General features: G+C 50.4%; 20 protein-coding genes. 12 read left to right on the forward strand and 8 right to left on the reverse strand.

Annotation, left to right across the window (positions count from 1 at the left end):
• Window positions 1-235: 235 nt before the first annotated feature.
• Window positions 236-1,660: a hypothetical protein gene (locus ACY2RQ_RS07330; protein ID WP_490112309.1), complete on the reverse strand. Its 1,425-nt coding sequence runs from the start codon at window positions 1,658-1,660 to the stop codon at window positions 236-238.
• A 107-nt stretch (window positions 1,661-1,767) separates the two neighbouring features.
• On the reverse strand, window positions 1,768-3,588 hold the full coding sequence (locus tag ACY2RQ_RS07335; RefSeq protein ID WP_490112310.1) for an MFS transporter: 1,821 nt from the start codon (window positions 3,586-3,588) through the stop codon (window positions 1,768-1,770).
• Window positions 3,589-3,771: 183 nt separating this feature from the next.
• Here ACY2RQ_RS07335 and ACY2RQ_RS07340 point away from each other — a divergent pair, with 183 nt between their 5' ends.
• From ACY2RQ_RS07340 to ACY2RQ_RS07350, 3 genes are all read left to right on the forward strand, one after another.
• Complete coding sequence (locus ACY2RQ_RS07340) at window positions 3,772-4,080, forward strand: high-potential iron-sulfur protein (RefSeq protein WP_490112311.1); 309 nt, start codon at window positions 3,772-3,774, stop codon at window positions 4,078-4,080.
• 117 nt (window positions 4,081-4,197) lie between these two features.
• Window positions 4,198-6,603 carry a penicillin acylase family protein gene (locus ACY2RQ_RS07345; RefSeq protein WP_490112312.1) on the forward strand — a complete coding sequence of 802 codons (2,406 nt, stop codon included), beginning with the start codon at window positions 4,198-4,200 and terminating at the stop codon, window positions 6,601-6,603.
• 85 nt (window positions 6,604-6,688) lie between these two features.
• A complete protein-coding gene (locus ACY2RQ_RS07350; RefSeq protein ID WP_490112313.1) occupies window positions 6,689-7,363 on the forward strand; it encodes an HD domain-containing protein in 675 nt (224 codons plus the stop codon).
• Between the two features lie 57 nt (window positions 7,364-7,420).
• Here the strand turns inward: ACY2RQ_RS07350 and asd are convergent, their stop codons facing one another.
• Both asd and ACY2RQ_RS07360 read right to left on the reverse strand, forming a co-directional pair.
• Window positions 7,421-8,272: an archaetidylserine decarboxylase gene (asd, locus tag ACY2RQ_RS07355; protein ID WP_490112314.1), complete on the reverse strand. Its 852-nt coding sequence runs from the start codon at window positions 8,270-8,272 to the stop codon at window positions 7,421-7,423.
• 91 nt (window positions 8,273-8,363) lie between these two features.
• Window positions 8,364-9,221 carry a sulfurtransferase gene (locus tag ACY2RQ_RS07360; RefSeq protein WP_490112315.1) on the reverse strand — a complete coding sequence of 286 codons (858 nt, stop codon included), beginning with the start codon at window positions 9,219-9,221 and terminating at the stop codon, window positions 8,364-8,366.
• Window positions 9,222-9,396: 175 nt separating this feature from the next.
• Here ACY2RQ_RS07360 and ACY2RQ_RS07365 point away from each other — a divergent pair, with 175 nt between their 5' ends.
• Window positions 9,397-10,551, forward strand: coding sequence for a hypothetical protein (locus tag ACY2RQ_RS07365; protein WP_490112316.1), 1,155 nt, complete (start codon window positions 9,397-9,399; stop codon window positions 10,549-10,551).
• Between the two features lie 2 nt (window positions 10,552-10,553).
• Here ACY2RQ_RS07365 and ACY2RQ_RS07370 read toward each other — a convergent pair whose 3' ends face one another.
• Together ACY2RQ_RS07370 and rsgA are read right to left on the reverse strand one after the other, a co-directional pair.
• On the reverse strand, window positions 10,554-11,930 hold the full coding sequence (locus ACY2RQ_RS07370; RefSeq protein ID WP_490112317.1) for a hypothetical protein: 1,377 nt from the start codon (window positions 11,928-11,930) through the stop codon (window positions 10,554-10,556).
• A 111-nt stretch (window positions 11,931-12,041) separates the two neighbouring features.
• On the reverse strand, window positions 12,042-13,058 hold the full coding sequence (gene rsgA / locus ACY2RQ_RS07375; protein WP_490112318.1) for a small ribosomal subunit biogenesis GTPase RsgA: 1,017 nt from the start codon (window positions 13,056-13,058) through the stop codon (window positions 12,042-12,044).
• 188 nt (window positions 13,059-13,246) lie between these two features.
• On the opposite strand from rsgA, the gene orn reads away from it, so the two are divergent.
• Both orn and ACY2RQ_RS07385 read left to right on the forward strand, forming a co-directional pair.
• Window positions 13,247-13,804: an oligoribonuclease gene (gene orn / locus ACY2RQ_RS07380; protein ID WP_490112319.1), complete on the forward strand. Its 558-nt coding sequence runs from the start codon at window positions 13,247-13,249 to the stop codon at window positions 13,802-13,804.
• Between the two features lie 224 nt (window positions 13,805-14,028).
• Window positions 14,029-14,904: a TauD/TfdA dioxygenase family protein gene (locus ACY2RQ_RS07385; protein ID WP_490112320.1), complete on the forward strand. Its 876-nt coding sequence runs from the start codon at window positions 14,029-14,031 to the stop codon at window positions 14,902-14,904.
• A gap of 20 nt (window positions 14,905-14,924) precedes the next feature.
• On the opposite strand, the gene queG is transcribed toward ACY2RQ_RS07385, so the two are convergent.
• Entirely contained in the window at window positions 14,925-16,025 is a 1,101-nt protein-coding gene (queG, locus tag ACY2RQ_RS07390) for a tRNA epoxyqueuosine(34) reductase QueG (protein ID WP_490112321.1), read from the reverse strand.
• A gap of 129 nt (window positions 16,026-16,154) precedes the next feature.
• Here queG and ACY2RQ_RS07395 point away from each other — a divergent pair, with 129 nt between their 5' ends.
• The 6 genes from ACY2RQ_RS07395 to hflX all read left to right on the forward strand — a co-directional run bounded on the left by ACY2RQ_RS07395 (window position 16,155) and on the right by hflX (window position 22,680).
• On the forward strand, window positions 16,155-17,663 hold the full coding sequence (locus ACY2RQ_RS07395) for an NAD(P)H-hydrate dehydratase (protein ID WP_490112322.1): 1,509 nt from the start codon (window positions 16,155-16,157) through the stop codon (window positions 17,661-17,663).
• A 7-nt stretch (window positions 17,664-17,670) separates the two neighbouring features.
• Window positions 17,671-18,162 carry a tRNA (adenosine(37)-N6)-threonylcarbamoyltransferase complex ATPase subunit type 1 TsaE gene (tsaE, locus tag ACY2RQ_RS07400; protein WP_490112323.1) on the forward strand — a complete coding sequence of 164 codons (492 nt, stop codon included), beginning with the start codon at window positions 17,671-17,673 and terminating at the stop codon, window positions 18,160-18,162.
• Between the two features lie 37 nt (window positions 18,163-18,199).
• Window positions 18,200-19,561 carry an N-acetylmuramoyl-L-alanine amidase gene (locus tag ACY2RQ_RS07405; RefSeq protein WP_490112324.1) on the forward strand — a complete coding sequence of 454 codons (1,362 nt, stop codon included), beginning with the start codon at window positions 18,200-18,202 and terminating at the stop codon, window positions 19,559-19,561.
• A gap of 62 nt (window positions 19,562-19,623) precedes the next feature.
• Entirely contained in the window at window positions 19,624-20,571 is a 948-nt protein-coding gene (miaA, locus tag ACY2RQ_RS07410) for a tRNA (adenosine(37)-N6)-dimethylallyltransferase MiaA (protein ID WP_490112325.1), read from the forward strand.
• Between the two features lie 218 nt (window positions 20,572-20,789).
• Window positions 20,790-21,044, forward strand: a complete 255-nt coding sequence (gene hfq, locus ACY2RQ_RS07415) for an RNA chaperone Hfq (RefSeq protein WP_490112326.1) — start codon at window positions 20,790-20,792, stop codon at window positions 21,042-21,044.
• Between the two features lie 322 nt (window positions 21,045-21,366).
• The gene (hflX, locus tag ACY2RQ_RS07420) at window positions 21,367-22,680 is read left to right on the forward strand and encodes a ribosome rescue GTPase HflX (RefSeq protein ID WP_490112327.1); all 1,314 of its coding nucleotides are present in this window, start codon (window positions 21,367-21,369) and stop codon (window positions 22,678-22,680) included.
• Between the two features lie 9 nt (window positions 22,681-22,689).
• Here the strand turns inward: hflX and cfa are convergent, their stop codons facing one another.
• A complete protein-coding gene (cfa, locus tag ACY2RQ_RS07425; protein WP_490112328.1) occupies window positions 22,690-23,943 on the reverse strand; it encodes a cyclopropane fatty acyl phospholipid synthase in 1,254 nt (417 codons plus the stop codon).
• Between the last annotated feature and the right edge of the window lie 148 nt (window positions 23,944-24,091).

Genomic DNA, 24,091 nt, shown 5'->3' on the forward strand with positions numbered 1-24,091 from the left:
ATGGACATGGAGAAAATCTTTGAAATCACCTGATGCCATCCTCTCTTCATGGCCGGTCGAAAAAAGCTCCCTGCCTTTTAAAGAGTATGTCATCGCCAGGCGCTAAATTAACCTTGGGTTCGCTCAAGGCTGTGAAAACGACTGGTTTTTTCTGTCTGCACTTTTCCCAACAGTTTTGCCTGACGACGAAAGGTCTTTAACTCCCTGAATCCATCTGCTTTTTATATTTGCGGTGCTACAGAGGTGTGCCCATCTTTGATGGACTAAAGGAAGGCAATGAAGCCCTGGGGGGCAATATCAATTTTCTGGTTTTAGAGTAAATTGCTTTTGGTGTCACAATTGTCGGTTCATTTCTTTTATGGGTTTCTGCCCACTCTTTCAGGATGTTTTTCAGTCTTTTGAATGTTCCTGCTGTTCGGGGGGTTTCATATAAACCTTCTCCAGCTTTCTCACTGTATGCAGAGAAGAGACGTTGATATAGATGCTGTGCCATGCGAACCCGCAGCATAAGCGCCAGGTCATGGTCTGACACATAGATTCTTTCTTTTGTGATACATCTTTTTACAAGTGATATATCAACCTTTGCGATGTTGAGCAGGAATTCATCAAATTTATAATTCTTCCCTTGTGATGGATTAAGTTTGAACATGTTATTGAGGAAATCAAAAGTTCTGGTCTTGGCATCAGGCTGTTCCATTGGAGGAGCGTAAATCTGGGAAATAATGCCTTTCACTCGAGCAAGTGTAATTTCGGATATAAGTTTTTCACAGTCTGGAACAGATAAATCAACAAGAAAAACCTGCAGGGCCATATCGGCGATTTCTTCAACCGTGTTATTGAAGAAGGTAATCGCAGCTTCATCTTTATGCCCTTTATAAGAGGTGCCTTCAACTTCTGTCTTAGATTTTCTGAGCACGAATAATCCGGCGAGACTTTGAAAACAGGTGCCACTTCGGCTTGAGAGGTTCATTGGAATGAGGCCGTCTTTTTTCTCTAATTTTCGGGGTTGTTCAAATCGGATTGCGTCACTGTAACGTTGGCACCAAATCTCAACATATGCGGTCATTTTTATGTTTGCGCTGTCTGCGGCGTGGCCTTTCGCCATTTGCTTTATTACTGAGATTGTCTCGAAGGCTATGACCTCTTTGAGGAAGTGTAAGAAGTAATCTTTAAATCTTGGCAGATAGTCTCTGGAAAACGCGTCAAGAATGACTTCTTGGAATATTTCATGGAAGCCTTTATCCGCTTCAGTTGTCAGGCATTTAAGCTCGTTGTGGGCGGAAGGAAACTCTGAAACTATTACATAATTTACAAGCCTTTCTATTTTCTTTCTGTACCAGTCTTCAGAAGTCGGGGCGATAGGTATTGACTGGGGTGACCTGAATTTTGTAAACAGCAGGGGAACAGGAGGAAGCGAAGGTGTAGCAAAGCCAGATTGTGTCATCCTCCCTGGTCGTGCGGTCTGTGGAGGTTGATTAAGTCCAGTCTGGCCAGGCACTCCGGTTATTGTAGCCTTTCTTTGGAAAGCCTGAACAGGTTCCACTTTCAGTCCAGATAGAAACTCGGGGCAAGGATCCTTACCGCTGGTTTCTTCCTGGCTCCAGCTCATTCTGCATGTTGATACTGGTCGTCCGTCCGACCCTCCAGATCTGACAGCCATAGTTTACTCCAGTTCATTGCTCAATAATGCTTTCAGGGAAGTCAGAGATATATGACTGCAAATAGAGAGATATATTCAAACAATCCGTAACAGGAGTGTTAGGTTATTTAGAGCAGGCTGTTAACTTTTGCTTCCAGTGATTTGGCGCTACATTCTTTCGCTTCCAAAACCGGTTCTGCAATAATCTCTACTCTGGACCAGAATCGTCTCGGGGCTTTGGTCAGCGCCATAGGTACGACGGGAACAGGATCTTTTTGCAGAATCAGGTTAATGCTTTTCTTGAACTCTTCAAGCTCGCCATCTTGCGTCAGACGCCCTTCTGGAAAGATACAAACGATATTGCCTTTCCGCAGCTCTTCGCTGATTTTCTCAAACGCCTGATTATAGACCTCAGGGTTTCTATGTTCTGAGCAGACAGGTATGGTTTTGCTCATTCGGAAAAACCAGTTCAGGCCAGGCATATTGTAAACGCTTAAATCCATAACGAAACGCACAGGTCTGCGCACAGTGCCTCCGATTAAAAGTGCAGCGACGTATGAGGTATGGTTGCAGACCATAACCGCAGCACCTTCTTGAGGGATATAGTCGAGGTTCTTATGGGTCACCCTGTACATGGTGTGGGAGAGCATCCAGATGACAAACCGCAGTATAAACTCCGGAACCTGAGTGTAGACATAACAGGCAACAATAATATTGGTGAGGGCAATGATTAAGAAGAAAACAGGTATAGAAAGTTTCAACACGCCGAGCAGAACAATACCGGCAATAGCGCTGCCAACCATAAACAGGGCGTTCATGACATTGTTGGCGGCGATAATCTGTGCCCGCTGTTCCGGTTTTGCCCGTTGTTGAATCAGGGCGTAAAGGGGAACGATAAACAATCCACCAAAGGCTCCAATCATTCCAAGGTCAAACAGAACACGCATATTATCGGAATGGCTGATAAATTCACCAGCACTCATCAATGGTGTGATGCCAGGTTCAGTCGCGAAATACAGGTCGATACCAAAAATGCTCAGCCCAAGGGAACCAATGGGCACAATGCCTATTTCAATAACATGGCCAGACAGGCGTTCACAGACGAGGGAACCCAGGGCAACACCAATGGTAAACAGAGCCAGAATAAGAGTAACCACCTGAGGGCCGCCCAAGAGAATATCCCGGGCAAAGTTCGGAAGCTGGGTCAGGTAGGCGGCTCCAAGGGCCCAGAACCAGGAGATTGCCAGAATGGACTGGAAGATGTCTTTATCCTGTCGTGCATAGCCCATGGTGCGCAGGGTCTGGGTGATTGGGTTCCAGTCCATCTTGAGTGCAGGGGCGGTTGCAGGAACAGAAGGTATGCTTCGACTGAACAGGTAACCGATAAGCGCGAAGATAATGACAGAGCCGGCAATCCAGTAATTGGATTCCGGAAAGGTGGTCAGAAAACCCGCTCCAATAGTGCCAGCGAGAATGGCAACAAAGGTGCCCATCTCTACCAAAGCATTGCCGCCTACCAGTTCTTTATCATCCAGAGCCTGGGGTAACAGCGCATATTTTACTGGGCCAAAGAAGGCGCTTTGGGTGCCCATAATAAACAGCAGAACTAACATGGCCGTATAACTGCCGGTCACAATGGCTGCGGCGGCAATAACCATAATGGCAATTTCCAGAAGCTTGATCTTGCGAATAATGGATGACTTCTCGTATTTGTCGGCAATCTGCCCTGCGGTGCCGGAGAACAGGAAAAACGGCAGAATAAACAGCCCGGCAGCAAGATTAACCATTGTATCTGCATTGACGGGGAGAGCGCTGGTTCCAGCAAAGGCCACCATCAGCATCAGGCTGTTTTTATAAACATTATCGTTGAATGCTCCCATAAACTGGGTGCCGAAGAATGGCAGAAAACGCTTCTTTCCTAGAAGGTGGAATTGGCTCTGGTCTGACATAACATCGTCCCTGAATAATTATCTTCGTCGCCGGAAAATTATATTAACGCCCGTTCAATAGAGTGAGTAGTTGGAATATGTAACACCGGGTATCAGGTGCTTTGCCTCAATGAATTAGCGTAATGATGTGGCAGCTTCTAAATTGTTGGTTTTAAACAGACAGAGGATTAAGGAGTCCACACCATGACGACTACAAGGCGCCGGTTTCTGCGTTTAGCTTCAGGAATAACCTTAATTCCCCTGCTTAATATTCAGAGCATTCACGGGGCAGTGTTAACTCCTCTTTCTGAATCTGAGTCAATGGCGAAGAGTCTTAAATACAGGAAAAACGCTTCAGAAGCGGAGAAAGAGAAGCTTCCCGGATATGTAAAAGGACACAGGTGCGATAACTGCATGCACTTTGTCAGTGGTAGCAATGGATGTCGGATTTTCCCGGGAAAGTCTGTTGAGCCGGGAGGCTGGTGCGCGGTCTGGGTGGCTAAACCTGCCTGATTAGAGGCAGCTTTGGAACAAAAACCACACTCCTGACTGTTTAAGTGCATTTTTCACTGGAACTCAGGAGTTTCTGCCCGTAGCCTTGAGTTCATAAGAATAATAAGGTGCAGTCTTATGTTGGCTAAACTGAACCGTCTGCTGTTACTGATCATTGTATTGATGGTGCTGGGTGCTCTGTCCCTGTATGGCCTGTTATCCCTTAGTCTTCCCAATCTTAATGATGATACCAGTACGCCACAGGTATCCAGCCCCGTGCGGATTGACCGTGACACCCGTGGTATTCCTACGGTGTCTGGTAAACACCGCCGTGACCTCGCTTTTGCCACGGGCTATCTCCATGCCCAGGATCGTTTCTTCCAGATGGATCTGAACCGGCGTAACTCGGCCGGTGAGCTGTCGGCTCTTGTCGGGTCAGTCGCCCTTGACCATGACAGTCAGGTAAAAATCCACCAGTTCCGTTCCGTCGCTGAAAGAGTTGTGAAAAACCTTGATCCGGAACTCCAGTCTTTTCTTCAGGCTTATACTGAAGGTGTAAACAAGGGCTTAAAAGACCTGGGAAGTCGTCCCTTTGAATACTGGGTTTTGGGGGAGCGCCCTAAGCCCTGGCAGCCGGAAGATTCGTTTCTGACGGTTTTCAGCATGTACCTGGATTTAAGTGATGACCAGGCATTCATGGATGACGCGAAAGGTTTTCTCTCCAGTATTGCCGGTAGGCAGGTAACGGAGTTTTTATCACCGCCGGCAACCCGCTGGGATGCGCCGTTGCAACCAGACACTTCTGGCCAGTTCCGTGAACCTGATATTCCTGCAGCCGACAAGATTAACCTGCGCAGTTTTTCCCCGAAAGATTTCGACAGCCTGACCGGCGAGCGGTACCCGGAAATTTTTGCCGGTAGCAATAATTTTGCCGTATCAGGGCAGCTGAGTAACCATGGTGGCGCCATTGTTGAAGACGATATGCACCTTAACCTGCGGATACCCACCAATTGGTATCGTATGCAGCTGGTTTATTCCGATGGTGAACAGGAACGGCGTATCAATGGCCTGAGCCTTCCCGGAACACCGTTTATTGTTGTGGGCAGCAATGGTTCCGTGGCCTGGGCGTTCACCAATACTTATGGTGACTGGAATGACAGAGTTGTGCTTGAGAGCTCTGGCAACGATATGTACCTCACGGAATCCGGAGCTCGTCCGTTTGAAACCATAGAAAGTATTATCGAAGTCAAAGGGGCGCAGCCGGTCACTGTGACCAATAAATATACAGTCTGGGGGCCGGTGGTTACGGCTTATGATGGTTCCCTCCATGCCCTGCGCTGGACAGCTTATAATCCTGAGGCCACCAATGCCAATCTGTTCCGGCTGGAAAAGGCTGAAGATGTTTTCCAGGCCATAAAGTTTGCCAATATCAGTGGCATTCCTCCCCAGAACTTCACTGTGGGGGATAAACACGGCAATGTGGCCTGGACTGTGGCTGGACGTATTCCCAATCGTTCAGGTGTTGATTCCACCTACCCACTGTCTGTGAATGAAGCTGCTGAAAACTGGCAGGGTTGGCTGGCTTCAGAAGAATACCCACGGGTTGTGAACCCTGGGAATGGTCGTATATGGACGGCCAACGCCCGTGTAGCCAGCGGCGAAGATTACGAGAAACTGGGCAATGGCGGCTATGCTCCTGGCCCGAGAGCCATGCAGATTCGTGATGCTCTGGTGAGCCGCTCGGACTTCTCTGAACAGGACATGTTGAATATCGCTCTTGATAATAAAGCCGGATATATGGGCGCATGGCGGCAGGTTGTACTGACCGCATTGAACAAAGACCCTGGAAATAACCCCGTGACGCTTGAAGGCAGAAAAGCTTTCCAGACGTTGATTACCAACTGGTCTGGTTCTGCGGATATAGCAGACAGCGGCTATCGCATGGCCAGGGAGTTCCATGATGCGGCAAAATTTAAGGTGCTCAAGCATCTGGGTCGTTATTTCCTTCTCCGTGCCGGTAAGGTTGGGCAGGTTGATGATGGCTGGCTGCAGAACCTGAACCGGAAAGAGTCGGCAGTTTTGCATTTGCTGGAGCAACAGCCACAACACTGGCTGCCACCTGTTTATACCAGCTGGGATGAACTGGTTCTGGAAACTGTGGATGAAGTGGTTGCGAACCTTGGAGGAGCAGAAGCTCTGCCTTTCCGCACCTGGGGTGAGAGAAATACTGCCAGAATTGCACATCCCCTGGCTTCTGCGATTCCTGGTGGTGAAGCGCTGTTGAATATGCCGAGCGCTCCCTTGCAGGGCGATCTCTGGACACCTCGAGCCCAGGAACCTTCCGGTGGTGTTTCTGAGCGTATGATTGTGTCACCGGGCCGGGAAGAAGAAGGCATTATGCATATTCCCGGCGGTCAGAGTGGTCATCCGTTGTCGTCTTTCTACCAGGCTGGTTATTACGATTGGCTGGAGGGGAATCCTAGCCCGTTCCTGCCAGGCAAAACCCGTCACAGCTTTAATGTTCAAGTGAAGAGATCAAAATAAAAAAACCAGAAGATGATAAAGCGCAGAGCAGGGCTGTTCACAGATTCAGGTTAGAATAGCGTCATTACTCACTGGACTGAGCGTTATGACGGATTTAAACAGCCCGGACACCCTCTCTATGCAGGCACTTCAGGAATGGGAGCACAGGTTTATTGATTATCTGAAAGATCATGAAACCGATGATCACTCCCATGATATGTCACACTTTCAGAGGGTCTGGAAGACAGCCTGTAAAATCATGGCTGAAGAGACCAGGCCAGTGAACTCACTGGTTGTTCTGGCAGCCTGTTATTTCCACGATATTGTGACCCTTCCCAAGAATCACCCTGAACGCAGTAAAACGTCTCAACTTGCGGCAGTGAAAACCGGCGAAATTCTCAAAGAACTGAAGTTTCCTGCTGAGTTAATCGAGCCGGTCTGCCATGCCGTTGAATCCCATAGTTTCTCAGCCAATATTCCGACCAGAACACCGGAAGCAGAAGTTGTTCAGGATGCTGATAGAATGGAGGCTATTGGTGCGATAGGTCTGGCCAGAGTTTTTTATACCGGAGGCAAGTTGGGTTCCAGGCTATTTGATTCCACTGACCCATGGGCTGAAAGCCGGGAACTGGATGACAGGCAGAATTGTGTTGATCACTTCTACTGCAAGCTGCTGACTCTTGGGGAAACCATGAAAACGGTTCCGGGTCGTGCCCTGGCAAAAGAGAACACAGCTTATTTGCAGAGTTTTCTGGACAAGCTGAAAGACGAACTTGGATAGCTCAGGGGATTTGCTGGTTTGCACTGAATAAATAGTGCAAACCATGGGTGAATGTCATTACTGGCTGATGGCCTGACCCATCTGGACAGTATCTTCAGCTGCCAGGCTTTCAGCCCAGGCAACCTGATCTTTACCGAACAGTACGATAGCGGTGGAACCCAGTTTAAAGCGGCCCATTTCTTCTCCCCGTTCCAGGGTGATTGCCTTACGGCCTTCTTCCGTGTAGTCAAATTCCTGCAGAGTGTGCTTTTTGGGAGTTACCAGTCCGGCCCAGACAGTTTCTATACTGGCAACAATCATGGCACCCACGAGGATGACCGCCATGGGGCCTTTCTCTGTATCAAAAATACACACTGCACGCTCATTGCGGGCAAACAGACGGGGAACATTTTCGGCTGTGGTCTGGTTCACGGAGAAAAGACGGCCGGGGACGTGAATCATCTTCCGCAGGGTGCCACCAAAGGGCATATGAACACGGTGGTAATCACTGGGTGCCAGGTAAATGGTGGCAAAGGAGCCATCATGAAACTCCTGGGCCAGCTGTGTATCCCCCCCCAGCAGTTCCGTCAAGCTGTAGTCATGGCCTTTGGCCTGGAAAACACGGCCATATTCAATTTTTCCAATCTGGCTGACTGCACCATCTGCCGGGCAGACCACAAGGTTTTTGTCTTCAGGCAGAGGTCGTGCGCCTTTCTTCAGGGCGCGGGTAAAGAAATCGTTAAAGCAGGCGTAAGCTTCGGGGTTTTCTTCTACAGCTTCGCTCATATTGACGCTGTACTGCCTGGCAAACCAATTGGTGAACGGGTTTTTAATGGCAGGCCAGGTGCATTCGGCAAGAAACCCGACACAGCGGGAAAACAGGTGATGGGGCGTCAGGTATTGAAGAGCTATAAAGAGTTGTTTTTTCAAAATCTGTATTCTGTATCTTCTGATTAATTGGTTTGAATATGAGCTTACCGGCGGACTCCTGTTGAGGGCAACCCCGGCACAATCAGTTAAATCAGTTAAAGCAGTTAGGCAGGGCAACGGGGGTGTCTGTCCGGTTTCCCCATTCTGACCATGAACCGTCGTAGGCGCTTATTCGGGGATACCCCAGAATTCTGGCCGCAAGATAGGTAAATCCTGAGCGATGGTGGCTCTGGCAGTGGGTCACAATGTTTTTATCCGGGCCAAGATTCAGGGTTTCCAGTATGCCGGAAAGGTCAGACCGAATACGCAGGTTGCGTTCCTGGTCCATACCCTGGGTCCATTCAAAGTTTACGGCTCCGGGAATATGGCCGGCTTTGCTCGCCAGTTGTTTGATACCTGCATACTCTTCCGGAGAACGGGCATCCCAGACGGCAAAACTTTCTTCAGAGTCGTTATTCTTCAGTTTGGCGATAATATCTTCTGCGGTCATGCGGACTTGGGGGTTCACAATGGCCAGCTCAACAACAGAAGACTCTGGAATGACAGCTTCTTTCTGCAGGGGCAGGCTGGCCGCCAGCCAGGCGTGCAGGCCGCCGTTGAGGTAAATAATCTTCTGGTGACCGATAAGGTCCAGGGTCCAGGTCAGGCGTCCGGCCCAGCCGCCCCCTTCATCGTCATAAACAACTATGGTTTTGTCGCTATGGTAACCCACCCGGCTGAACAAGACGTTCAGGGTTTCCAGAGAAGGAAGCTTGCCGGTGGCCGGTGGCACGGGAGCAACAAGTTCTCCGGGGGCAATATGGACCGCGCCGGGAATATGAGCCTGCTGATAGGTCGCAGGGCTGCATACATCCAGAATCAGCAGCTGTTCGTCCTGCTGCTCGTTTTGAAGCATGGCCGCCAGCTGTTCAGGCTCGATCAGCTCAATGGAGGGGAGGGTATTGCTCATTTTTATGGTCCCGGTTGTCGCTGATAAAGAAGGCAAAAGAGCCTGCATTGTACTGTAGCGTGAGGGTGCCGCAAGCTTGATTGGCCTTTCGTTTCCCAATAAAGCTGGCATCACCCCTGCCATGGACTATTACTTTGGCTCCCGGACAGTCTGAGAGAAGAGTCGGAGAGAAAATATGCGCTTTCTGCAGATATTAGTGGTTGTGGTAACGGTGCTTGCCGGCAGTTGGCTGAGGGCGGATGAATGGCTGGTGGCTGTTCTCAGCGGTAATGCCCGGGCGGATGCCTGGCTGGTTCCCCTTGAAGGTGGTGAAGCTCTTCTGCACACAATGGCAGACTCCAAGGTTGAGTCGGCCTGTGTTGGCCATTATGGCAATATTGCTTTCAATCATTTCAGGATGACTGAACATCATGCTGGCTTTCTCTGCCAGAAACTGCTGGACAAACTGTTACCCGATGTTCGACGTCTTAAGGAGTCCGGAGCCCTTGGGGATAATCCAAGAATATCATTTCTCTACGCTATAGCCGGGCTGGATGCCGTTGATGGCTGGGTGCCCGGTTACAACTCTGTAGATGGGCGCAAGGCTTTGAAGCAGTACGAAGCCTTGGTCGACGCGAGGTTCCAGGCCAATGGTCTTGAGCTGGCTACTCTGCTGGGAGTGAGTGATGGCAGTCTGCTGCTGGATGCTTTGCACAGTGGTGAGGATGGTGCCGGTAAACTGGTCATTTATGACGATACCTATGGCATTGGTTACAGGCTGAATAATGGTGTGGTGGAGAAAAAAGTCGAGGCGTTTGATGTTTCAGGCAAACCAGCGGGTGGATTTTTCCAGCTGGGTTATGAAGGTGGGAAGCTTCTTGCGGATGCCGGTCAGTCTGACGCAGCCAGCCTGATCCGGCAGGTTAGGAATTTCTGGCAGAAACAAAATATTAATTACACGCCCGCGGAAATTCGCCTGCGTTACAGCTCCAGTAATCGTGATGAACTGGGAGGAGTGATGTCCCGCCTGATCAAGGATCAGTTCCTGGCAGGAAAGATAGATGACTATCTGCTGGATGCAGTGACCAAAACAGTCAATTCACTGGCTTATCTGGCTTATGACATTGAAACTCCGAATCCGGGACAGCTGGCCACAGTCAAAATTATTGGATTTTATGGTAACACCCTGAAGGGGTTGCCCGTTCTTAAGGAGAGATTCTATTCCCTGACCGGAAATACTATTGAGCCTGAATTGATAACCGGTGAGGTGTTGAACAGAGCGCTGGCCCGTTCCGCTGCCCGGGTGTTCAAGCGGGTTATAAACACCCGCTATGGCAGTGATATTCCCTGAACCTATTGCTTCTTGAGCTGCTCTCTCTGCGACATCAGAAGAATTGCGCTCTGGTGTTGCAGGTGAGCAAATTCCTTAACGGGAATAATCACGGCGTTGTCTATCAGCTCCCGGGCTTTGCCCGGAGGCAGTGTTGCTCCAGTATGTACATCTTTTGGCAGGTGTAGTGTATCGGCAATCGCTTTGGCGGTTGTTGTGAGCAGTTTTTTATCTGAAAACATAATATCCGCTTCTTCACCAACAATAATTACTTTTGATTTCTGGCTTTGGAACTGACTTGCTTCTCTGGCATAAAGCATCAGGGTCAGGTGAACAAAGCTTTTTCTGGCCTTGCTCAGCATATGAAGGGCTGATAAACGAGCTTGTTTGTATATTTCTTCCAATTCCCCCGGGTTGCCGGTAGTGTTAATGGCGAGATCGGTCCTGTCGGCCAGAGCAGGAGCGCTGGTAGTTTCACCAGCAATACCTCCAACGATACGGCCAAAATTATTAAAGCCTTTACCGTTCTGTAATCTCTTGATGTTGGCTGTGCTTCCTCCGGGGTGATTTGCTGTCAGAGGGTTCCTTTCCACCACTGTCCGCAGGCTGCGGTTACCTTCACTGTCATAGTTCAGGTATTGCTGGAACAGGAGGCCTACTTCATATATACCCCCTTTTTTGGCCATTTCCGCGGGCATCCAGCCTCCCAGGGGCTGGGCTTTGCGTCCTTTAACCAGATAGGGCTGGCTGATGGTTGTGGAATGAATAACCAGAGCTGTTTCGTCAGTATTAAAGGAGCCTGAGTACACAGCCGCCATGGCGGTAATCAGGTGGGTATCCTGTTCGAGACGAACGTTAACTTTTTTTTGTCCTTCTGTTCCAGAGTCGGGAAGAAGCGCTTCAATAATTTTCTGTTTAAAAGCGCACTGGAAAAAGTCTGTTTTGTTACTTGCCCTGTAGCAGAGGCTGATTTGCTCTGGTGTCAGAACGTCCGCCATTATGCTTCGCGCAGGCGGGGTTACTGTTCTGGAGGCGTCGGCTCCGGCGGCTCCGATATAAACCTGCAGCACTTCATTCTCCATTCCTGTGTCTACCAGTTTCTGGCGGATTGCCGGGGCAGATTCCCTTATACCTTTCTGGAACAGCGCCACTGGAGAATCATTGAATCCGAGGGAGGGGGGGTGCCCATACATATCGGCACTATCCCAGGTATTCAGGGAGTATTCGTACAGAGGATGTTGGGAACCACTCTGCCCAAAGGAGAGGTGCATGCCGGTGTTGGATATATAAATACCCAGTATCGGTATGTCAGCGGCCCGGGCTGTGGGAATGCAGAGCATCAACAAGCCGGTAAAGGCCAGGATTGTTACGACTGTGACACGCAAAACTTGGGAAAACATACATCTACTCCCTGTCAAAATATGAGTACTGTTGGTTTTGACAGTTATCAGCAGGATTTGTTGTCCGAAGTAAGTTAGACCTTAGTCTTGGTTTTTGCTCAATTCCCGTTCTCAGCCATTGAGAGATGCCAGTATCTGACGGTAGGAGTCCATGCGCTCAGGACGAATTTTACCTTCATCAAGGGCCTGAAGCAGGGCACAGCCGGGTTCCTGTTCATGGTTACAATCCCGGAAACGGCAGTAGCCGATATAGTCCCGGAATTCCCGAAAGCCGTTGAGAACATCCTCTGGTTCCATATGCCACAGGCCGAATTCCCGGATTCCCGGAGAGTCAATCAGGCTGCCGCCTTCCGGGAAGTGGAACAGCTTTGCTGCGGTTGTGGTGTGGGTGCCTTTGCCAGTTTGTTCGGAAAGGGCACCGACCTTGGTGTCTATGCCTGGCAGCAGAGCGTTCACAAGTGAGGATTTGCCAACCCCTGATTGCCCGACGAAGATACTGGTGTGTTTTTTCAAAAGATCTTTGATGCTATCCAGCCCATGCTCTTCCTTGGTGGAGGCGGTGAGTACCTGATAACCCAGATCCCGGTAAGTGGCCATCAGATTCTGCAGGCGATCACGGTTGCGGTCATCAATAAGGTCGGTTTTGTTCAGCAGTAGAACTGGCTCAATATCCACCACTTCGGCTGCCACCAGGTAGCGGTCAATCAGGTTGGCATGGGCTGTGGGAACAGGGGCGACGACCAGTACGATATAGTCGATATTGGCGGCCACAGGCTTGATCTTACCGTAGTTGTCCGGACGACAGAGTTCGCTGTCCCGGGGGCGCTGGGCCACAACCACGCCAATATCATCTTTTCCCGGGCACCAGACAATACGATCCCCCGTCACCAGGGGAGGGAGATTTGCGCGCAGGTGGCAACGGTAAATGGAGCCGGGTTCAGAGGGGCGCTCGATATCAAGCTGAACACCGTAGTGGGCGATCACAAGGCCATCTTCTTCGGGGCCCAGCTCGCTGGTGTTCAGCTGTTCCTGGATTTTTTCCTCCCGGTGTAAGGCTCGTGCTGCACGCTCGTCCTGAATTTTCTGGATACGCCAGTTCTGGCGGCGGTTCAGCTTGCGTTTGGCCATGGAAAAAATAATACCGGGAGAGAAGAAAAAAGATGAGCTGTTTGCATGATATTGCCCGGCACGATTATGATGAGAGTTTGAACCTTAATCAACTTGTCAGAACTGGATATATCCTGAGAGTCTGTTCACGATAAAATTGTGAACAGACTCTAGATCTGACTGTTATATGTAATAGGCTTCCCTGAATTATGGCGCAATCAAAGCCCTCCAAGGCTGATAATCTGGTTTGGCTTGATCTGGAAATGACTGGTCTTGACCCCCGTACTGACAGGATCCTCGAGGTCGCGACTATTGTGACAGACGCCTGCTTGAATGTGTTGGCGGAAGGGCCGGTGATTGCGGTGCATCAGCCAGATGAAGTGCTCGACTCTATGAATGAGTGGTGTATTGATACCCACGGTCGTACTGGTTTGACCGAGCGGGTACGCCAGAGCACTGTTGGAGAGACGGAAGCTGAACAGATGACTCTTGACTTCCTGAAGCAGCATGTCGAGCCGGGTCAGTCCCCCATGTGTGGCAACACTATCGGCCAGGATCGCCGCTTTCTGTTCAATTATATGTCCGATCTTCACGACTTTTTCCATTACCGCAACCTGGATGTAAGCACTCTGAAAGAGCTGGCCCGCCGGTGGAAGCCGGAGTTGCTGAAAGGCCTAAGTAAGGAAAGTTCCCATAAGGCCATTGAAGATATTCGGGAATCTATTGATGAGATGAAGTATTACCGGGAACACTTCATAAAACTCTAAACCCTTAAACCCCTATCTAAACCTATACTCTGATAGATACGCGAAGTTACATAACATGAAAGAGTTATCCACATGATTGCAAAAGGGTATTTCGGTTAACCTTTGCACAGGCGATTTTTGTTTCTGAATTGCATGTTGGTTCCCGGCTTTTCCACTACGGCAAAAAGGATGTTGTGCACCTATACCTTTAATAACTATTCAATAAAAGGTAGAGGTGCGGGAACATGAACATTGCGCAACACCTCCGCCCTTTGGGCGTGACTGTAGAAGGTATTGATCTGAGCAATATCAATACATTTGACATGAGAATGATTAAACTGGCTCTGGCCCGTTACGGAATGCTGGTATTCAAGAAGCAGCTGCTCACGGATGCTCAGTTAACAGCTTTTGCCAGAAAGGTTGGATCGCTGGAAGAGTCTGCCCGCAAGATCAGTATGACCAGTGAGATTAAAACCGTCGCTAATCTTACAAACCTGCGCAATTACAAACATCAGAAACTTGGCTTTCCCAGTAACGATACGGATTACTGGCACTCCGACCAGGAGTTCCGTCTACACCCGGCATCACTTTCTATTATCTATTGCCTGATTCCGTCATCCCGGGGAGGGGCAACCAGTTTTGCCAGCACCCGTATTGAAGACTTGTCCCTGTCTCCTGAGCTGGTGAACAGCCTGTCCGGGCAGCATGTAACTTATATGCCAGCGAAGACAAATATGCCGGCGAAGACAAACGACAATGCCGATATGATTGAGGTATCCCATCCTCTGATACAGAGAAATCCGGTTACCAACAAACAGAGTGTTTATATCAGCGAAAATACCGTCCGTTTCCTGGGAATGGATAATAGTGATGGTCAGGCTCTCAAGGAAGCGCTTCTGGGAAGAATTCTGGAACCCGAAAATATCTACTCCCATCACTGGGAGATGGGTGATCTGGTATTGTACGACAATACCCAGCTGGTTCATCGTCGTGAAGCCTTTGAAGGCGTGCGCTGGCTGAAAGGCGTGAAAATATATGCGACACCCGATTATTTCTCTGTGCCGGAAGGTACTGTGGTGGATGATCACCCTGCCGCCCTGTTCGGCAAGCAGAGTGCCTGATTGTGGTTTATGACAGCGTGTTAACTATTGTGCTGTGCAAGAGCCCAGTGGACGTGTTCCTGCACTATTTCTGAAGGGTGGTTCTTCCGGCTTTTTAAAGTGTTCACAACTTTCTCCGTTGTCGGAGCATTTCCCAGACCTACCGCCAGATTGCGAAGCCACCCTTCAAAGCCGGTTCTGCGAATAGGGGAGCCAGCAGTTCTTTCCAGAAACTCCTCTTCAGTCCATAAGAACAGGTCGGCCAGCTCTGTGGAGTCCAGCTTGTGCCGGGGCAGAAAGTCTGTCTCCGTTGTGGGTTTTGAGAACTTGTTCCAGGGGCAGATAATCTGGCAGTCATCACAGCCAAATACCCGGTTGCCAATGGGTTTGCGGAACTCTTCCGGGATTGAGCCTTTCAGCTCAATGGTCAGGTAAGAGATACAGCGTCGGGCATCCAGCTGGTGGGGGGCAATAATGGCGTTGGTCGGGCAGATGTCAGCACAGGCGAAACAGCTGCCGCAGTGGCTGGTTTCCTGGGGTTTATCCACGGGCAATGGAAGGTTGGTAAACAGCTCTCCGAGAAAGAACCATGAACCGGCCTTGCTGTTCAGCAGCAAGGTGTTTTTGCCAATCCAGCCAAGCCCGGCCTGCTGGGCCAGGGCTTTTTCCAGTACAGGCGCGCTGTCGACAAATGCCCGGTAACCAAAATTGCCAACCTGTTCTTCAATTTTCTTACCCAGGCTGGTAAGACGTTTACGAATAACCTTATGATAATCGCGGCCCAGAGAATATCGGGATATGTAGGCTTTCTCTGGCTGTTGAAGGATTTTTATAACCTGGGTGTTTCCGGGAAGATAATCCATACGTACAGAGATAATACGCAGGGTTCCCGGTAACAGCTGTTCCGGATGAGAGCGCATATCGCCGTGGCTGGTCATGTAATCCATTTCCCCGTGGAAATGGTTTTTCAGCCAGTTTTTCAGGTGCTGTTTATGTTCACCCAGTTCAATACCGGTAATGCCGGCATCCTGGAATCCCAGCTCCCTGGCCCAGTGTTTGATATTAACAGCCAGTTGTTCCAGTTCCTGTGGCGTGAGGGAGGGTGAGGCCACAGGTTGTGGAGTGTTCGATGGATTGGTCACTTATTTGAGTATGTTCACGATGTATAATGCGGTTAATTAGGCTGTGTTGATGGTCAGGTATGCACTGCCTGACAGCCATCTTGCGTTTCAGTTTATAACCTTTCAAATTCTGGCTTCCCGGGGGCAGCTATGGCCGGCAGTTTACCACATACGCTCTATACCGCCGAACAGATCCGGCGTCTGGATGCCCATGCCATTCACAACCACCGTATACCCGGCATAGAGCTTATGAAAAGGGCCGGGCAGTCGGCTTTCGATATTATCCTGAAAACCTGGCTGCAGCACGGTAAGTACAAATCCCTGCAGGTTTTCTGCGGCTCGGGTAATAACGGTGGTGATGGCTACATTATCGCGGCCCTGGCCCTGCAGCGGTATATCCCAGTGCGTGTGGTGACTCTGTGCCCTCAGGAAAAACTGACCGGTGATGCCTGCAAAGCCTGTGAATGGTTCAAGGAGCTGGGGGGGCGTTCAATGCCCTGGGCCGGTGATATTCCCCTTTTCGGCGACGTACTGGTGGATGCCATGCTGGGTACAGGATTAAGTGGTGATGTGAGAGGTGACTATACCGATGCCATTGCCCTTATAAGTAACTCCGGAAGGCCTGTGCTGTCGGTGGATATTCCCTCCGGCTTGTCTGCCGATACAGGAGCCGAACTGGGCTGTGCCGTACATGCGGATATCACCGTTAGCTTTATTGGCATGAAACAGGGGCTTGTCACCGGTGCCGGGCCCCGTTGCTGTGGTCAGCTGTACTTTTCTTCCCTCAGTGTTCCGGCGTCGGTGCCTGAGAGTGAACTCCCGGCTGCGAAAGTTATCAGTCGAGCGGATATGTCGGTTCATATCCAGCCAAGGGCACGGGATTCCCACAAAGGGGATTATGGCCATCTGCTGGTGGTAGGTGGTGATACAGGCATGGGGGGGGCGGCTGTGATGACTGCGGAAACCGCCCTGCGTTGCGGAGCGGGAAAAGTCACTCTGGCCACACGCCCGGAACATGTGCTGGCCAGCATTGTGCGCAGGCCGGAAATGATGGTGCATGGTGTGGATTCTCCGGCAGCCATTCAACCTCTTCTGCAGGAAAAGACGGCAATTGCCATTGGCCCGGGGCTTGGTCAGAGTGACTGGGGCCTGAACATTCTGAAAGCCATTCTGGTGTCTGATCTGCCCATTATTCTGGATGCGGATGCCCTTAACCTTGTAGCCAATAATCCAGAACTCCTGAAGCCTCGTCAGGATTGCGTGATGACTCCCCACCCGGGAGAAGCCAGCCGGTTGCTCGGCCAGTCTGTTGCCGACATTTCCAGGGATCGATTTTGCGCAGTAGAAGCATTACAGACTTTATGTGGAGGCACCGCAGTGTTAAAAGGAGCAGGAAGCCTGGTTTGCTCCGTTGATGGCATGTTCGTCTGCACGGACGGTAATCCGGGCATGGCCGTGGCAGGCATGGGGGATGTGCTGACCGGTGTGATCGGTGCCCTCCTTGCCCAGGGGATGGACAGCTCTGACGCTGCCAGTCTTGGAGTATGGCTTCACGCCAATGCGGGAGACCAGTGCGCAGCGGAGGGGGGGGAGTCAGGCATGGCTGCTATGGATTTAGTACCGGCTATTCGTCGTTTAATGAATAGCCTTTGTGAATAAAAGAGATATGTCTGAGAGTAAATACCCGGAAAAGCATAAGTACCCGGAAAATTATAAGGTTGAACTTGTCGGCGAGCAGAGCATGGTGGATTTTGGTCGCCGCATTGCTGAGGCGAGCCAGGGGTGGGGGGTTATTTACCTAGAGGGTGATCTCGGAGCTGGTAAAACCACATTAACCCGGGGCATTCTGAGGGGGTTTGGCCACGAAGGCGCGGTGAAAAGTCCAACTTACACCCTGGTTGAGCCTTACGAGATGGAGGGTCAGTCAGTCTACCACTTTGACCTTTACCGTCTTGGAGATCCGGAAGAACTGGATTTTCTCGGGGTGCGGGAATACTTCGGACCCCATGCCCTCTGCCTTGTGGAGTGGCCAGTCCGGGGGCAGGGTTTCCTTCCTCCTGCCGATATTATTATCAGAATTGATTACCAGCCGGAAAGCCGTCTGCTGGTGGTTGAGCCGGTCAGTAAACATGGGCAGACTATCTGCAAGGATCTTTGATTTGGCAGCCTTTACAGGGATGACAACGGAGTAATATGTGGCGCGTGAAATAAAGCTATCCAGACGGAAGTTCAACAAAATAGCTTCGGTGCTGCTGGCATTCATTACCTTGCCTGGTATTTCTGTGGCTCAGGCCGCAGATGCTGCTGTGCAGGGGGCAAGACTCTGGCGTTCTCCGGAGAAAACCCGTCTGGTTTTTGATCTCAGCAATACCGTTGAACACAAGATATTCTCCCTGAGCAAACCTCATCGTCTGGTGATTGATATCAATCAGACCCGCCTGCCCGGTTCACTGGCGGATTTGACCCTTGGCGAGACTCCCATCAAGAAAATCCGCTGGGCGACCCGGGATGGCAAGCACCTTCGTATTGTTCTTGATCTGAAAGAGCAGATCAGCCCCCGTAGTTTCGTACTTAAGCCCAATACGACATACGGCCATCGTCTAGTTATTGATCTCTTTGACAAGCAAGCCGCCGCAGCCAGCGTAACCAGGCGTCCGGCTGCCCAAGACAGTAACCGGAATATTGTTATCGCCATTGACGCCGGGCATGGAGGAGAAGACCCAGGCGCTATCGGCCACCGTGGAGCCCGTGAAAAAGATGTAGTACTGGCGATTGCCAAAGAAGTCGCCGCGCTGTTTAAAAAGGATAAAGGTTTCAAACCCGAACTGGTTCGCACGGGGGATTATTATATTTCCCTGAGGGGCAGAACCTCCCTGGCCCGGAAAAAGAACGCGGATGTTTTTATTTCCATTCATGCGGACGCATTCAAACGCAAGAGTGCCAGAGGCGTTTCGGTTTTCACTCTGTCCCAGCGGGGCGCATCATCCGAGGCGGCCCGTTGGCTGGCCAACAAGGAAAATAACGCTGACCTTGTGGGTGGCGAAGATGGTGTAAGTCTTGGAGATAAGGATGATGTCCTGGCCAGTGTGCTGCTGGATCTCTCCATGACCGACAGCCAGGCCCGCAGTGCCAAAATTGGTACAAAAGTGCTTGGTCATATGGGGCGGATTAACAAGCTCCATAAAAAGAAAGTGGAGCAGGCTAACTTCGCGGTTCTGCGCTCCCCGGATATACCTTCCATTCTGGTGGAAACAGGATTTATCTCCAACCCCACAGAAGCCAGCAAGTTGGTTACCAAAGCCCATCAGCGCAAGCTGGCACGGGCTATCCATACCGGGGTGAAGGAGTTCTTTACCAAAAACCCGCCGGCAGGAACGTGGGTGGCCAACAGTCGTAATAAAGGCGGCTCCGGTGCCCGTACCTACAAAGTTCAGCGGGGGGATACTCTCAGCGAGATCGCCAGCCGCTACGATATCAGCCTCAGTAAGCTGTTGAGCACCAATAGTATGAGAATGAGGGATACCCTGAAAGTTGGGCAGGTGTTGCGTATTCCCTAAATCCGTAGTGTTGGTTAGAATTCCCGCCCTTTCCGCACTCTCTTTTTGCTGACAGGTGACCGGTGATCGAAAACCTACCGCCCGCCATTTTTCTGATGGGGCCAACCGCCTCAGGTAAAACTGATCTGGCTGTTGCCCTCCATGAGCAGATGCCCATCGACATTATCAGTGTTGATTCAGCGCTGGTGTACAAAGGCATGGATATTGGCACGGCAAAACCTGATGCAGAACTTCTGGCCAGGGCTCCCCACCGGCTGATCGATATTCGTGATCCGGCCCAGGCTTACTCTGCAGCGGAATTTCGGGAACACGCGCTGCGGGAGATGGAAGAAATCAGCGCCAGAGGGCGTATTCCACTGCTGGTCGGTGGTACCATGCTCTACTACAAGGCCCTGCGTGATGGCCTCGCAGACCTTCCACCTGCCGATGAAAGCGTACGCGCGGATATTCTCAGGCAGGCTGAACAGGAAGGCTGGGAGAAGGTTCATGGTCGGCTGAAGAGTGTGGACCCGGTATCCGCTGAACGTATCCATGCAGGTGATCCCCAGCGTCTTCAGCGTGCTCTGGAGGTTTATCTGGTGAGCGGGAGAACCATGACAGAGCTGGTCGCCGAACAGCAGAGGATGGAATTACCGTTTCGGGTACTGAACATCGCTGTTGCGCCCCCGGAGCGCAGTGTTTTGCACGAACGTATAGCCAGACGTTTCCATATGATGCTGGAGGCTGGTTTTATTGATGAAGTGCGGGAGTTGTATGCCCGCGAAGACCTCCATCCCGGTCTGCCATCCATCCGTTGCGTAGGCTACAGGCAGGTGTGGGATTATCTGGCCGGGGAATTAAGCCATGGGCAGATGGTCGATAAAGGGATTATCGCTACACGGCAACTGGCCAAGCGGCAGTTTACCTGGCTGAGAAGCTGGAATGATTTACATTGGTTCGACAGTCTTTCGGATAGTCTGACAGATTCAGCTATGATGACTGTAAAGAGATGGTTGGATGAAGGTAAGTAATTGGCGGACAAAGGACATAAAATGGTTCTTTCGTACCTCTAGCTAGTATTACTTATTGTATGCCCATAGGTGCTGACTTAAAGTTCTTCGGTTTTGACTGTATACAGATTGAACAATTAAGCTGTCTGCTTTTTCTGTATCTGCTAACCTGTTAGCCGTTCCAAGCCGGACTTTGAGCACAGGCTTTTTATAATTCGACAAATAAAAGGAGTATGGAAATGTCAAAAGGGCATTCCCTACAAGACCCTTATCTGAACGTTCTGAGAAAAGAGCGTGTACCTGTTTCCATTTATCTGGTGAACGGTATCAAGCTGCAGGGCCAGATTGAGTCTTTTGACCAGTTCGTGATTCTGCTGAAGAACACAGTTAGCCAGATGGTATACAAGCACGCAGTTTCCACTGTTGTGCCCGGCCGTCCCGTGCGTTTGCCTATGCCTAATCAGGAAGGCGAAGAGCTGCCCCACCAGGAATGATCATGCCTTTGGCCTGATGTCTGGGTGTGGCATAATAGTTTTGCTGTGTTGTTTTTTCTTGCAGCGAAGCTCTGATTACGATTGATACGGCAAATCCTGAAGGCCTTAATATTCGAGACCCTCAATGTTTGAGGTCTAGTTATTCAGGCTTGAAAAAAGCCAGACTTCCTTTTGGAAGGTCTGGCTTTTGCGTATCAGAAAACTCTGGATTAGGCTGTGTTGACAATTAAACATGCAGCCTGGTGAATTTCCTCTGTTTGGCGTGAATATTTATCCAGTTACGGGCACAATGCCCTGAACAGATTATAGTGGAGCAGATCGCTTGTTTTTTGAGCGTCATGAAGGTGGCGAGAAAGCCGTACTTGTCCATCCTGAATGTCTTGATGATCAACAGAGAGAAGATCCCAGGGAATTTCAGGAGCTGGTTCGGTCAGCCAATGTTCAGCAGGTTGCATTTATTGTTGTAGCTAATTCCAGGGTCAGCCCGCGCTATTTTGTTGGCAGCGGTAAACTGGAAGAGATTCGCCAACAGGTTTTGGCAAACAATGCGGATGTTGTTTTATTTAATCATGGGCTTTCCCCCAGCCAGGAACGTAACCTCGAAGCTGAATTAAAGTGTCGTGTGGTTGATCGTACGGGGCTTATCCTGGATATCTTTGCCCAGCGGGCCAGAACCCATGAAGGTAAACTGCAGGTTGAGCTGGCCCAGCTGGATCATGTAAGTACCCGCCTGGTACGTGGCTGGACCCACCTTGAACGCCAGAAAGGTGGTGTTGGCCTGAGGGGGCCGGGTGAAACCCAGCTGGAAACTGACCGTCGTTTGTTACGGGTCAGAATCAAAAGCATCAAGCAGCGCCTTGAAAAAGTACGCAGGCAGCGGGATCAGACACGTCGTTCCCGTAAGCGTGCGGATATTCCCCTGGTATCCCTGGTGGGTTATACCAACGCCGGGAAATCTACCCTTTTCAACATTGTTACCGAATCCGGGGTATATGCGGCTGACCAGCTGTTCGCAACACTGGACCCGACCCTCAGACGCCTGCAGATAAACGACTTTGGGCCTGTAATTCTGGCGGATACGGTTGGTTTTATCCGTCATCTGCCTCATAAGTTGGTACAAGCGTTCAGGGCGACTCTGGAAGAGTCCGCCATGGCTGATTTGCTGCTCCACGTGATTGACTGCGCGGATACGGAAAGGCAGGGCAATATCCGTGAAGTTCATTCTGTACTGGAAGAGATAGAGGCCCATGAGCTGCCCCAGCTCGAAGTTTTCAATAAAATAGATCTGCTGGGTATGAAGCCCCGTATTGACCGGGATGAAAATAATCGTCCCCGCAGGGTGTGGATTTCCGCCCAGAACAGTGAAGGGCTTGATCTTTTGCAGCAGGCCATCGCGGAAATCCTTGGGGAGGATATTCTCCATGAATTTTTGCCAGTTCCCCATTCCCAGGGACGATTGCGTTCACGACTGTATCAGTTAGGTGTCGTCCAGAGCGAGACATTTAATGATGATGGCATTCCGGTTCTTGAGGTAAGAATGCCCCGGCAGGAACTGGAACGGCTGGTTCTGCAGGAAGGTGCTGAACTGCCCTGGGAGTTGCCGGATAAAGAACCCTGGATGAGGGGCGACGAGTAATTTGCATCCTTACCGCGGGGCGTCATAACGCCCTTCGGTACCGGGGTGACGGAGCACCAGCTGCCACAGCTGCAGGCTTCTTGCCCGAAAAGCCCCGGCGCACAGCAGCAGATAATAACGCCACATTCTGTAAAAGCGCTGACTATAATCATGTTTCAGTTTTGGCCACCCGTGTTCAAAATTCCGGTACCAGTGCATTAAGGTTCTATCGTAATCCGGGCCGAAGTTTTGCCAGTCCTCCATAATTAACAACCCTTCATGGGCGTGGCTTATCTGTAAGGCGGAAGGAATTTTGCCGTTGGGGAAAATATATTTTTCAATCCACGGATCAACATCGGAGGAGGTGAGATTATTTCCGATGGTATGTAACAGAAACAGACCCTCCGGTTTTAGCAGGCGGGACACACATTCCATATAGGTCCGGTAATTCTTCTGGCCGACATGTTCAAACATGCCGACGGAAGCGATATGGTCAAACTGTCTCTCCAGAGTACGGTAATCCTGGAGAAGAATTGTTACCGGCAATCCTCGACACTTTTTTTCCGCAAGGATCTTCTGCTCTTCTGAAATGGTGATTCCTGTTACTTTCACACCGTAATGCTCAGCGGCAAAAGCCGCTAATCCGCCCCAGCCGCAGCCGATATCCAGCAGGTGCTGGCCGGGCTGAAGATGCAGTTTTCGACACACCAGATCCAGCTTATGCTCCTGGGCCATATCCAGGGAAGTTGCTTCTTTCCAGTAGGCGCAGCTATATATCATGCGCGCGTCCAGCATGTACTGAAAAAGTTCATTGCTTGTGTCGTAATGTTTTTTCCCCACCAGAAAGGACTTTGTCGGGGAGTTGTGAGTGGGGACATGGGCTGACAGCCAGTTCAGGATATGTTGCCAGAGAGTGTGTGCAGTGTTCTGTTCCCGGAGAAGGAGCCGGTAGAAAAGCTCATCCAGGGCCTGGCAGTCCCACCACCCTTCCATATAGCTTTCACCCAACCCGAGGGAGCGGTGACGGCGAACCCGGGATAATAATTTAGGGTTGTGGACTTGAATATCATGGGGACGGGAACCATTAAGAGTAATGTCCGCGGTTTGTAACCAGTGGGCCAGAATACTTCCGAGGGGACTCCCCTCTGTCTCTGTTTGAAGTGGTATGATTGAGGAAAACCTTGCGGACGGCTGCGAGGTTGAGGCTTGAATGGATAAAGGCTTTATCGATGAAGACGTTATTGATGAAGCCCGTACTGATGGCGTTTTTGATTCAGGAGGCATAATCAAACCTCTTTGCTGTCAGGTGTATTGCTCTGTATGAGCCGCTGAATCGAGTGTTTGCCAGTTTAGTTGAAAGAAATACTTAGATGTATACCGTGTATAAACAGCAGTGGAGGTTGCGCCTGATACGGCAGTAACTCTACAATTT

This window comes from Parendozoicomonas sp. 209JJ7-1 (assembly GCF_058147085.1).

Coding starts and splice junctions, on each gene's coding strand:
- ACY2RQ_RS07330 (WP_490112309.1), bottom strand. CDS start 1,660: ATGGCTGTCAGATCTGGAGGGTCGGACGGACGACCAGTATCAACATGC.
- ACY2RQ_RS07335 (WP_490112310.1), bottom strand. CDS start 3,588: ATGTCAGACCAGAGCCAATTCCACCTTCTAGGAAAGAAGCGTTTTCTG.
- ACY2RQ_RS07340 (WP_490112311.1), top strand. CDS start 3,772: ATGACGACTACAAGGCGCCGGTTTCTGCGTTTAGCTTCAGGAATAACC.
- ACY2RQ_RS07345 (WP_490112312.1), top strand. CDS start 4,198: ATGTTGGCTAAACTGAACCGTCTGCTGTTACTGATCATTGTATTGATG.
- ACY2RQ_RS07350 (WP_490112313.1), top strand. CDS start 6,689: ATGACGGATTTAAACAGCCCGGACACCCTCTCTATGCAGGCACTTCAG.
- ACY2RQ_RS07360 (WP_490112315.1), bottom strand. CDS start 9,221: ATGAGCAATACCCTCCCCTCCATTGAGCTGATCGAGCCTGAACAGCTG.
- ACY2RQ_RS07365 (WP_490112316.1), top strand. CDS start 9,397: ATGCGCTTTCTGCAGATATTAGTGGTTGTGGTAACGGTGCTTGCCGGC.
- ACY2RQ_RS07370 (WP_490112317.1), bottom strand. CDS start 11,930: ATGTTTTCCCAAGTTTTGCGTGTCACAGTCGTAACAATCCTGGCCTTT.
- rsgA (WP_490112318.1), bottom strand. CDS start 13,058: ATGGCCAAACGCAAGCTGAACCGCCGCCAGAACTGGCGTATCCAGAAA.
- orn (WP_490112319.1), top strand. CDS start 13,247: ATGGCGCAATCAAAGCCCTCCAAGGCTGATAATCTGGTTTGGCTTGAT.
- ACY2RQ_RS07385 (WP_490112320.1), top strand. CDS start 14,029: ATGAACATTGCGCAACACCTCCGCCCTTTGGGCGTGACTGTAGAAGGT.
- ACY2RQ_RS07395 (WP_490112322.1), top strand. CDS start 16,155: ATGGCCGGCAGTTTACCACATACGCTCTATACCGCCGAACAGATCCGG.
- tsaE (WP_490112323.1), top strand. CDS start 17,671: ATGTCTGAGAGTAAATACCCGGAAAAGCATAAGTACCCGGAAAATTAT.
- hfq (WP_490112326.1), top strand. CDS start 20,790: ATGTCAAAAGGGCATTCCCTACAAGACCCTTATCTGAACGTTCTGAGA.
- cfa (WP_490112328.1), bottom strand. CDS start 23,943: ATGCCTCCTGAATCAAAAACGCCATCAGTACGGGCTTCATCAATAACG.